This is a genomic window from Nocardia crassostreae, assembly GCF_001613405.1.
Classification (GTDB): domain Bacteria; phylum Actinomycetota; class Actinomycetes; order Mycobacteriales; family Mycobacteriaceae; genus Nocardia; species Nocardia crassostreae.
In genome coordinates, this window is the sequence record NZ_BDCH01000041.1 from 1 (window position 1) to 10,801 (window position 10,801).

9 protein-coding genes and 1 pseudogene are annotated in these 10,801 nt (G+C 66.9%); 4 read left to right on the forward strand and 6 right to left on the reverse strand.

Going from position 1 to position 10,801, the window contains the following annotated elements; genetic code table 11:
• A partial coding sequence (locus NC4_RS35535) for an endonuclease V (RefSeq protein ID WP_067547916.1) occupies positions 1–574 on the forward strand: 574 nt, incomplete at its 5' end.
• A gap of 1,015 nt (positions 575–1,589) precedes the next feature.
• Here NC4_RS35535 and NC4_RS44955 read toward each other — a convergent pair.
• The 3 genes and pseudogenes from NC4_RS44955 to dxr form a co-directional block, all read right to left on the reverse strand.
• Positions 1,590–2,231: pseudogene (locus NC4_RS44955) on the reverse strand (TerD family protein); the annotation flags it as partial.
• 165 nt (positions 2,232–2,396) lie between these two features.
• Positions 2,397–3,599: a M50 family metallopeptidase gene (locus NC4_RS35545; protein ID WP_067547918.1), complete on the reverse strand. Its 1,203-nt coding sequence runs from the start codon at positions 3,597–3,599 to the stop codon at positions 2,397–2,399.
• A gap of 24 nt (positions 3,600–3,623) precedes the next feature.
• A complete protein-coding gene (gene dxr / locus NC4_RS35550) occupies positions 3,624–4,760 on the reverse strand; it encodes a 1-deoxy-D-xylulose-5-phosphate reductoisomerase (RefSeq protein ID WP_067547921.1) in 1,137 nt (378 codons plus the stop codon).
• 125 nt (positions 4,761–4,885) lie between these two features.
• Here dxr and NC4_RS35555 point away from each other — a divergent pair, with 125 nt between their 5' ends.
• Positions 4,886–5,170 carry a DUF2631 domain-containing protein gene (locus NC4_RS35555; protein ID WP_067547924.1) on the forward strand — a complete coding sequence of 95 codons (285 nt, stop codon included), beginning with the start codon at positions 4,886–4,888 and terminating at the stop codon, positions 5,168–5,170.
• A gap of 61 nt (positions 5,171–5,231) precedes the next feature.
• On the opposite strand, the gene NC4_RS35560 is transcribed toward NC4_RS35555, so the two are convergent.
• Together NC4_RS35560 and NC4_RS35565 are read right to left on the reverse strand one after the other, a co-directional pair.
• Entirely contained in the window at positions 5,232–5,948 is a 717-nt protein-coding gene (locus tag NC4_RS35560) for a DUF8020 domain-containing protein (RefSeq protein ID WP_067547926.1), read from the reverse strand.
• A gap of 256 nt (positions 5,949–6,204) precedes the next feature.
• The gene (locus NC4_RS35565; RefSeq protein WP_067547929.1) at positions 6,205–6,888 is read right to left on the reverse strand and encodes a DUF8020 domain-containing protein; all 684 of its coding nucleotides are present in this window, start codon (positions 6,886–6,888) and stop codon (positions 6,205–6,207) included.
• A 351-nt stretch (positions 6,889–7,239) separates the two neighbouring features.
• Here NC4_RS35565 and NC4_RS35570 point away from each other — a divergent pair, with 351 nt between their 5' ends.
• Both NC4_RS35570 and NC4_RS35575 read left to right on the forward strand, forming a co-directional pair.
• Positions 7,240–8,883, forward strand: a complete 1,644-nt coding sequence (locus NC4_RS35570) for a DUF4331 domain-containing protein (protein WP_067547932.1) — start codon at positions 7,240–7,242, stop codon at positions 8,881–8,883.
• Between the two features lie 148 nt (positions 8,884–9,031).
• Complete coding sequence (locus tag NC4_RS35575; protein WP_169814939.1) at positions 9,032–10,300, forward strand: tetratricopeptide repeat protein; 1,269 nt, start codon at positions 9,032–9,034, stop codon at positions 10,298–10,300.
• Here the strand turns inward: NC4_RS35575 and NC4_RS35580 are convergent.
• Positions 10,283–10,798 carry a hypothetical protein gene (locus NC4_RS35580; RefSeq protein WP_067547935.1) on the reverse strand — a complete coding sequence of 172 codons (516 nt, stop codon included), beginning with the start codon at positions 10,796–10,798 and terminating at the stop codon, positions 10,283–10,285. The two genes, NC4_RS35575 and NC4_RS35580, sit on opposite strands and share 18 nt — an antisense overlap.
• Positions 10,799–10,801 lie beyond the last annotated feature (3 nt).

Below are 10,801 nucleotides of genomic sequence, written 5' to 3' on the forward strand. Positions count from 1 at the left end.
GCATTTCCGCACGGTAGCGGGCCTTGACTCGGCCTACGACGACCACGGCAATGTGGCCGCCGCCATAGTAGTCCTCGACCTCGACACCCTGGAGACGGTGGAAACCGTCACCGCCCGAAGCGCCACGGACTTCCCCTACGTCCCCGGCCTCCTCGCCTTCCGAGAACTCCCCACCACCCTAACCGCCCTCGAATCCCTAACCGTCACAACGGATCTCTTCATCTGCGACAGTCAGGGCCTAGCCCACCCCCGCCGCTTCGGCTTCGCCTGCCACCTCGGCCTCCTGACGGGCATCCCCACCCTCGGCGTAGCCAAGAACGCCTGGGGCGACCACGAGGACCCCGCCCCCGACCGCGGCTCCTGGACCCCCATCACCATCGACGGCGCCGCGGTGGGCCGCGCCCTCCGCACCCGCACCAACATCAAACCGGTCTTCGTCTCCGTAGGCCACCTCATCGACATCGACACGGCCTGCACCCAGGTCCTCGCCCTGACCCCCGAATTCCGCCAGCCCGAAACCACCCGCCGCGCCGACAAGCTGTGCCGACAGCTTCTGCGTGAGCTATCCGCCTGATCTCGGTCAGATCCGGGCGCCCTTCTCCAGATTGCATTTGCGGCAGAGGATCTGGAGATTGTCGACGCTGGTGGCGCCGCCCTGACTCCAGGGGATGACGTGGTCGAATTCGAGGTATTGCCCGTCGCCGCACTGCACGCATCGACCACGGTCGCGTTGCCAGACCTGAGACTTCACATCCTGGGGAATCGCACTGGCCGGGTGCCAGCACCAAGCGCTTCGCCACTCGCAGGGCGCCTCCCAGGACCGCGGCGACATACTCCGGATCGGGGACGCGGTAGGTTCCGCCGCCGCGAGCCGTGGTCGCCTCGATCACCATGTTCTGGTACTCGTGCCGGATCGAGACGATCTTCATCCAGGGGAGCTCCGTGCCAGCGCCCGAGCCGACGAACCGGACCTTCTTGCTGCTGCCGATCAGCCGTCCACCGGTGAGCTTGGGACCGTTGGACAGGTATCTGACCTGGGTCGCGTTGACGTCGACATACAGCAGTTCACCGATCTCGAGGTGCAGACCGGGCCGCTCGATGCGCGGCAGTTCGCCGACCTTCACCTGGGTCAGCGACCGGCCGCGCAGCATGCGCTGGCGCAGTTGGTCGATGTGCTGCCGAGCCATGGACAGGTCGGTCGACGCTTGCAGAGCTGTGATGGTCCGCTCGAAATCGTCCAGCTCCCTCTGCTCGACCTCGCCATCGGCGAACGCGAAGGCCACTATCCGCTCGAGGTGAGCCACCGCCAGCGGGCGGAGTGCTTCGCGCCCCGTCGCTTCGCTGATCACATGGAAGCGGAGCATGACCCACAGCTCATCCCACCGCGGGCCGGAAGGACCATCGGAACCCAGCACCTGCCAGACCTGCGACCGCCACGTTTCCAGCAGCCCATTGACCTCGTTCTCGCACCAGGTGCACGGCGGAGGGGCGCCGAATCGCGGGATTCGCCGAGGTCGGCCACAGCGCGCGCAGGTAGCCGGATCGTTGGCGGGATGGGCCTGGCGGTAGTCCTCGGTCCATGCCGAGCCGCTCCACCACCGCAGACGCGCCGAGTCGGCGGGGGCCGGATACCACCCGGCGGGCATGTCGGAGACCGGGCCCGGATCGGGGGCCGGAAGAGGCTGGGCCGGAGGCGGCGGCTGGTCGCCGTCGTCCACCTCTACCCCGAATTCCTCGGCCAAACCGCGTAACCCGCTCTCCCAGCCCTGACCGACGGCGCGGAACTTCCACTCGCCATTCCGTCGGTAGAACTCGCCCAACACCATCGCGGTCACCGCTTCGGACCGCCGGACCGGATATCGGAGAAGTTCACCGCCCGCGCCACGAACGGTCAGCGTCAGATCGGAGATGTCCTGGAACGAGCCTTGGTCGACCGATCCCGCGATCACGACCCGCGTCACCGCCGATTCGATGGAATCGAGCACCAGACTCAGCGTTGCGCGCCCGGCTGTGGCGTCCTCCAGAATCACCGCCCCGGAGGGATGTTTCGGTGCGTTGAAGAACACGAAGTCATCGTTCGACCGGATTCTTCCGGTCTCCGCCAGCAGTAAAGCCTGTGGATCGACCTCCCGATCCGAACCCCATTCCAGGACGAGGGTTACCGCCGACGCGGCAACCGGCGCGTTGGCCCCACGCGTCAACTCCACGACGCAAACACCGTTCCTTCTCACGCAGCGAAATCGAGATAGTCACCGCGCCAGGAACTTTGGATACACCAATCCCCCACCCGAATCCCGGCAGCAGCCTGAGGCGATACCTTACCGACCGGCGCCCGGACTGTGCGGCCGATCGGAGGAACTGCGACAAAGGTTGCTACTCAACACAATCCGAAGGAATTACGGGAACAGCTTGATCGGGTTGACGATGTCGGCGGCGAGGGTGAGGAGCATGTAGGCGCCGCCGATGACTACGACGACGTAAGTGGCTGGGAGGAGTTTGAGGTAGTCGACGGGGGCGCCTGGGGGGAGGCCCTTGCGGGAGCGGAAGACGTTGCGGATTTTTTCGTAGATGACCACTGCCATGTGGCCGCCGTCCAGCGGGAGCAAGGGGAGGAGGTTGAAGGCGCCGAGGAAGAAGTTGAGGCTGGCCAGGGTGAGGATGAAGATTTCCCAGAGGCCGCGTTCGGCGGTTTCGCCGCCGATTCGGCTGGCGCCGAGGACGGAGACGGGGGTTTCGGGGTCGCGTTCGCCGCCGGTGACGGCTTCCCAGAGGTCGGCCACTTTGGCGGGCATTTGGGCGAGGGACTGGAAGGTGCGGACCGCTATGTCGCCGGTGAAGGCGGCCGAGGCGGGGAGAGCCGCGAGGGCGTTGTATTGGACGGGCTCGTAGAAGTCTTGGCCTACACCGATTTTGGCGACCGTTTTGGGCTGGCCGTCTTTTTCGGGGTAAACGGTGGCGAGTTGGGGGGTGACCGGGATTTTGAGGGTTTGGCCGTCGCGGTCGATGGTGTAGGTGAAGGTGCCGGTCTGCTTCTGGGTCTGTTCGACGAACTCTTTCCAGGTTTCGACCTTGACGCCGTTGACGGCGGTCACGATGTCGCCGCGTTGCAGGCCCGCCTGCTGGGCGGGGCCTTCGCCGGTGCAGGGCAGGGCCTGCTGGGAGGGGCCCTGGCTCTGGACGCAGCTCATATTGCCGAGCTGAGTGGCGGGGGGCTGGTCGAAGCGGGGCAGGCCCCAGCCGATGGCGAGGATGACGATCAGGATGAAGCCGAGCAGGAAGTTCATCAGGATGCCGCCGGACATGACGAGCAGGCGCTTCCAGGTGGCCTGCCGGTACATGGCGCGGTCGAGATCCTCGGGCTCCAGCTCGTCCATGGCGGTCATGCCTGCGATATCGCAGAAACCGCCCAGGGGCAGCGCCTTCAGGCCGTATTCGGTCTCGCCGCGGCGGAAGGAGAACACCTTCGGGCCGAAGCCGATGAAATAGCGGCGCACCTTCATGCCGGTGGCCTGGGCCGTCCACATGTGACCGCATTCGTGCAACGCGACCGACAGGGTGATGCCGAGGGCGAAGAGGATGAAGCCGATCGCGTAGACCATGCGGTTACGAACCCTCCTGGTGAATCAGCCGCGCACGAGCGTACGTGCGGTTTCTCGCGCCCACGCATCCGCCGCGAGCACCTCGTCCAAGGTACTGGGTTCGGCGGTCCAGGTGGCGGCGGACTCCACCACCTCTGCCACGGTGCGCACGATGGCCGGAAAGCGGATGAGGCCGTCGAGGAAGGCTTGGACGGCGATCTCGTTGGCGGCGTTGTAGACGGCGGTCACACAGCCGCCCGCCCTACCGGCCTGGCGGGCCAGTTCGACGGCGGGGAACACCTCGTTGTCGACCGGTTCGAAGGTCCAGGTGGCGGCGGTCGAGAAATCGCAGGCCGCCGCCGCGCCGGGGACACGATCCGGCCAGCCCAACGCCAGCGCGATGGGCAACTTCATATCCGGCGGGCTGGCCTGGGCCAGCGTGGAGCCGTCCTTGAAGGTGACCATGGAATGCACGATGGACTGCGGGTGCACGGTCACATCGATGTCGTCGTAGTCGACGCCGAAGAGCAGGTGCGTCTCGATGAGTTCGAGGCCCTTGTTGACCAGCGACGCCGAATTGAGGGTGTTCATCAACCCCATCGACCAGGTCGGATGCGCCTTGGCCTCGGCCGGATTCACCGATTCGAGCATCTCCGAGGTCCAGCCCCGGAACGGGCCGCCGGAGGCGGTGAGGACCAGTTTGGCGACCTCGTCGGCGCGGCCGCCGCGCAGGCACTGGGCGAGCGCGGAATGCTCGGAGTCCACCGGCACGATCTGCCCCGGCGCCGCGGCGCGCGTCACCAGCGAGCCGCCCGCCACGAGGGATTCCTTATTGGCCAAGGCCAGTCGCCGACCGGACTCGAGGGTGGCGAGCGTCGGCTCCAGCCCGAGCGAACCGACCAGCGCATTGAGCACCACATCGGCGTCGGTGCGCCGCACCAGTTCCGCGGCCGCCGCCGGACCCGCCAGCGGCACACCGAGTTTCGCCGCCGCCTCGTCCGCGACCGCCACGTTCCGCGTGCCCGTGGCCGCGATCTGTTGCGCCAGCAGTTCGGTATTGCCGCCCCGCGCGGCCAGCCCGACCACCTCGAACCGGTCTGGGTTGGCGGCGATCACCTCCAGGGCTTGGGTGCCAATCGAACCCGTGCTGCCCAGCAGCAGAACCTTCACAACGTCGGACACGCGCTCATTCTCTCCTGACCGGTCCAGCTCATGACATGCCGCCCCGTCGCCCCCTGCTGGCTACGACGGACGGTCGTATGCCACCATATTGGCCAAGATTCGATTCGAGCCTATGAGGAGCGAAAGTGGCCACCACGGAACTGGAACCCGCGCACAGCTCTGCTGTTGTCACCAAGGTCGATACGGCCGAGGTTCCGTCCGCCGCCTGGGGCTGGAGCGGTGAGTCGCGTCGCACGTTCCGCGCCGCCGGATGGGTTGTCGTCGTGATCCTGCTGGCCATGCTGTTGGAGGGCCCGCAGGGCAGCTCCTCGGGCACCGGCAATATCGGCTACATCTTCCTGGTCCTCTTCGCCATCGGTATTGCCGCCGTGCTGATTCGCGACTCGCTGTTGCAGCGCAAGCCGCGCTAGGACTTTCACGCGAGTAGGGCCGGGTCGCCTCCGACGACCCGGCACTATTCGTGTGTTCGCCCTACTGGTCCTCGGGGGCGTTGATGCGCTGCACGAAGCCGATGCCGACGATGATGGCGGCGGGGACGCCGGTCAGCACGAGACCGGAGGCGGCGCCGAGCGGGATGCCGATCGCGGCGCCCGCGAGGCAACCGGCGATACCGGTGGCGCCACCCAGATCCAGGATGGGGAGACCCAGGACCAGGCCGCCCACGGCGCCGATGGCGCAGCCGCCGACACCGCCGACAATGGTGCCGACCAGGGTGCCGATCGAGGTGATGATGCCGAACTGGGTGGCCGCGGCGGAGACGGCGTCATCGAAGGCGTCCTGCTTGACCACGTTGTGGCGGAAGTCGGACACGTGCGCGGCGGCCGGGTTGGTGTTCGGCGTGAGGGTGGCGCGCAGGCCGTCGACGGCGGCGTCGATCGGGTACTCGAGGTCGTTCAGCGTGTAGCTGAGGGGGAACCCGGCGACCACATTGCCCTGCTCGTCGTGCACCTGGAACTGACCGTTGTCGGTGGTCAGCGACCCCTTGTCGGTTTCGACCACGACGGAATCGCCCTCGATGCGGGTGTTCCAGTGAATGGACGGCAGGACCTGGCCGATGCCCTGGTCGACCCCGTCGATGAGGGAAGGCAGTACCGGAGCCGGAGCCGGATCGGCATAGGCCGTACCGGCGGTGATGCCCAGAGCCGCGATGACCAGAGCCGAGGTGGCGGCGAACTTCTTGAACTGCATTACTTCTCGTCGCTTTCGTCAGCGGACGCGCCCCCCCTGCAAGGAGCGGGTCCTCGTCGAGCACCCGAATCAAGGGTCGGAGAGAAGTGTTGCCGTAATGTTGCCAACCTGTAGCTAAATCGGGTCGTCAAGCATGCTTTCGTTAAAATTCATAGCAGAGGGGTCTGATAATCCCCTTAGAAGCAAACCTTTGGTTCACAGCAAGGCCCGCCTCAGCACGTGCTGAGGCGGGCCTTGGACAAGCCGGGGCTCGTGACTACTGGTTCTCTGGCGCGTTGATCCGGTTGTGGAAACCGATGCCGATGATGATCGCGGCGGGCACGCCGGTCAGCACCAGACCGGCGGCGGCGCCGAGGCCGATGCCCGCGGCGGCGCCGGGCAGGCAGCCGACGGCGAGACCCAGCACGCCACCGAAGAGGCAGCCGATGACGCCACCGGCGATGGTGCCGATCAGGGTGCCGATCGCGGTGATGATGCCGAACTGGGTGGCCGCGGCGGAGACGGCGTCGTCGAAGGCGTCCTGACGGACCACATCGTGGCGCAGCGCGTCCATGCTCACGGGGCGGGCCGCGGCCGGATCGGTGTTCGGGGTCAGGGTGGCGCGCAGGCCGTCGACGGCCGCGTCGATCGGGTGCTCGAGATCGTTCAGGGTGTAGGCGAGCGGAATGCCCACGACCACATTGCCCTGCTCGTCGCGCACCTGGAACTGACCGTTGTCGGTGGTCAGGGAACCCTTGTCGGTCTCGACGACGACCGAATTGCCCTCGATGCGAGCATTCCAGCCGATGGACGGGAGCACCTGGCCGACGCCCTGGTTGACCCCGTCGACGACCGAGGGAAGAACAGGAGCCGGGGCGGGGTCGGCGTGAACGGTACCGGCGGTGACGCCGAGGGCCGCGATAACGAGAGCCGACGTTGCGGCGACATTGCTGAACTTCATGGCTGTGGTTGCTTTCTTGGGCGAGTACTACCGGGATCGGAATCTGGGCTTTTCAAGCACCGTTGTCGAGTGTCCAGCAAATCGTTGCCTGAAAGTAACCTGAGATGCCGCTGAGAGCCCAAATCGGACAGTGATCTAGATCAAGCGATCCGAAAACCGCAGTGCGAAAAAGACTTTCGGACTGTTATTCACCCAAGATTCTTTATGTGAGTTCAATCATATTCCACTCGAGGGGTGAATCAGTTCGGGATAGGTCGATCGGCCGATGTGGCAGGGTCGGCCCAGGTCGGAATATGGCTGCACCGTCTCGAATCCGAGGCGTGTCTCGACCCCCGGATCGAAGGAACCTCAATGTCCCGAACCCCACGGCGAGGCGGTCGTCGCCGTGCTGCCGGCGCCCTCGCGGCGGTCGGCGCTCTCGTGCTCGGTGGAACGGTGGGCGGCTTCGCGCTGCCCACCACCGCCGGCGCTTCCAGTCACCGGGAGGCCCCGCTCATCGCGGGGGATCCGGCGGTGGACAACACCGACGTGTACGCGTTCGTCAGCCCCGACAACCCGGACACGGTCACGCTCATCGCCAACTGGTGGGGCGTGCAGGCGGCCTATGGCGGCCCGAATTTCTACCCTTGGGCCACCGACGCCAACTACGACATCAATATCGACAACGACGGGAACGGGAAGCCGGATCTGTCCTATCGCATCAACTTCGCCACCGACGACCGGCGCGGGGGAACGACCTTCCTCTACAACAACGGGCCGGTCACCAGCCTCGATGACGAGAATCTGCTGTTCCGGCAGAACTACACGGTGTCGGTCAGCCACGGCGTGAACGACTGGCGGCCGATCGCGCACGGGCAGGCCGCGCCGTCCTATGTGGGCCAGGCGTCGATGCCCGATTACCAGACCCTGCGCGAGCAGGCGACCGAGCAGCTGCCGAGCGGCGGCAGCGTATACGTCGGCGCGGCCGAGGATCCGTTCTTCCTCGATCTGCGCGTCTTCGACCTGCTCTACGGTGGCGATCTGTCCGAGACCGGGACCGATACGCTGGCCGGGTTCAACGTCAATACCGTTGTGCTGCAGGTGCCCATGCGGGATCTGGCATTGAAGAACGATCCCACCCGCAATCCGGTTATCGGCGTGTGGAGCGACACCGAGCGCAAGACCATGCAGCTCAGCCCGGGCGCGGCCAAGCCGGTGGGCGAGGCCGTGCAGGTCTCGCGACTGGGCAATCCGCTCGTCAACGAGGTGGTCATGCCCGCCGAGTTGAAGGACGCGTTCAACGGGATCTCCCCCGCCACCGACGCGACCATTCCCGCGGTGGTCGAGCGGGTCACCGATCCGGAGCTGGCCAAGCTCATCGAAGCCATCTACAAGATTCCGGCCCCGGCCGGGCCCCGCAATGATCTGGTGGAGATCTTCCTCACCGGAATCGCCAAGAACGCACCGACATTGGACGGCACCAAGCCGCCCATCCAGGCGGATCTGAATTCGCAGATCCTCAATGCCGATGCCAATCCCAAGGCGTTCCAGCCCTCGGAGATGTTGCGGCTCAATATGTCCGTGCCGGTGACGGCCCAGCCGGAGCGGCTCGGCGTGCTCGCCAATGACCTGCAGGGCTTCCCGAACGGGCGGCGGCTGACCGACGATGTCGTGGATATCGCCATTCAGGCCATGGAGGGTGCGGCGGCGACGGGTCAGCTGGTCGACGCGCTCGCGACGGGCGACAAGGTCGATACCAATGACGCCAAGTTCTCCGACACCTTCCCGTATCTCGCATTGCCTTCGCGCGGTATGGAATACACCTCCGGAGCCTTGGCGGACGGCACCGTGACCGCCCCCGCCGCCGCGGTGCAGCCCAGCGATGAAGGGTCGTCGTGGATGATGCCCGCCGTGGCCGGTGGCGTCGGCGCGGCCGCGCTGCTCGGCTTCGGCGGCTGGATGTTGTTGCGCCGCAGGCGCGCGGTGAATCCGCTCGATCCACCGCCGAGCGCCTGATATCGCGCCCGGGGCGGGACCGCCCCCGATCCGGTCCCGCCCCGGGCGCCCCCCCTTTTCAACTCATCGCATGTCCCGAGGCCTCGAAATGTCCGAAACCCATTCCCGCGGTGTCCTTTCCCGCATACGCAGACAGCGCACTCTCATCTTGTTCGCCCTCTTCGGCCTGATGGCCGCGGTGGCGGGGACGGCGATCGCCATGTCCGGCACGTCTTCTCCCGCCAGCGCCCCGACCGCGACCTCCGACCCCCTGCTCACCGCGATCACCGCGCAGCGCGAGCAGCTCGAGCGTTTCCCCGAGAATGCCGCGGGCTGGGCCGCCTTGGGCGCGGCGTATGTCGAATTGGCCCGTATCACCGGTGATCCCGAGAACTACGGAGAGGCACAGCGGGCCCTGGACCGGTCGATCGAGATCCAGCCCGAGGGTAATGCCGAGGCCCTGTTCGGGCTGGGTGTGCTCGCCAACGCGCTGCACAACTTCACCGCCGCGCGCAGCTACGGCGAGCAGGCGCTCGCACTGCGGCCGGACAGCGCCGAGGTGTACGGCGTTCTCGCCGACGCCTACACCCAGCTCGGTGAGGCGGACGCCGCGACGGCCGCGGTCCAGCGCATGCTCGATCTGCGGCCCGGCGTCCCGTCCTTCACGCGCGCCGCCTACGACCTGGAACTGCACGGTCGCGTCGACGATGCCCGGCTGGCCCTGGAGATGGCGCTCGGCGCGGCCGGGAGCGCCGATCAGATCGCCTTCACCCGTTACCATCTCGGCGAGCTGGCCTTCGATTCCGGACGCCTCGACGAGGCCGGGAGCCAGTACGACGCGGGCCTGGTCGCGAGCCCGGAGAACGCGGCGCTGTTGCAGGGTCAGGCCAAGATCGCCGCCGCGCGCGGCGATTCCGCCCGCGCCATCGACCTGTACACCCGGGTCACGGCCATCTCACCGCTGCCCCAGTATCGGATCGAGTTCGGTGAACTGCTCGAATCCGCGGGCCGCCCGGACGCGGCCGCGGACGAGTATCGCGAGGTCACCGATCAGCAGACGGCGCTGGCGACCCAGGGGGTCGTCGAATATCTCGACGCAGCCCTGTTCGCCGCCGACCACGGCGATCCGAACGAGGCGGTCCGCCTGGCCAAGCTGGAGTACGACCGCCGCCAGAGCATCCTCACCGCCGACGCCCTCGCCTGGTCCCTGCACAAGGCCGGACGCAATGACGAGGCCATCGGCTACGCCGAGCAGGCGGCGGCCCTGGGCTGGCGCAGCGCCACCCTGACCTACCACCGCGGCATGATCCTCGCGGCGCTGGGACAGACCGATCGGGCCGTGGACACGCTCACCGACGCCTTGCTGATCAACCCGCACTTCTCCCCGCTGTACGCGCCGCGTGCGCAGCAGACCCTCGATTCACTCGCCGGTCGATAGCCGCCGCATCAGCCGCGCTCGGTAGCACCCGAGCGCGGCTACGGTCGCGAAGACCGCGGTCAGCGCGCAGGCCAGAATGCGGAATCCCTGCCTGATCTGGAATTCCGTTGCGGCCCGCTCGATTTCGTCGAGCGTGTGCTGTGCGCGGTCGTCGAACAGCACCGAGGCCCGCGGCCACAGGTACAGGATCGACAGCAGGAACTGCCCGCTGATCAACGACACCAGCGAGGCGGCCATCCATCCCCGGGCAACCCGGTACCACAGCGCCGCGCCCATGGCGGCCAGCGCGCACAGCGTGAGCCCCGCGCCCAGCGGACGCATGAGATCCCCCACCGCCACGGAGCTCATGAACTCCTCGCTCAACTCCAGCGAGGCCGGGACATCACGAAAGATATTGGGATACAACAGCACCGTCTCGGCGACGGTCGCGGAGAAGACGAATCCGGCCACGGCGGCGTACACGCCGACGAGGACGACCGGAACGGTGACGGACTTCATGAC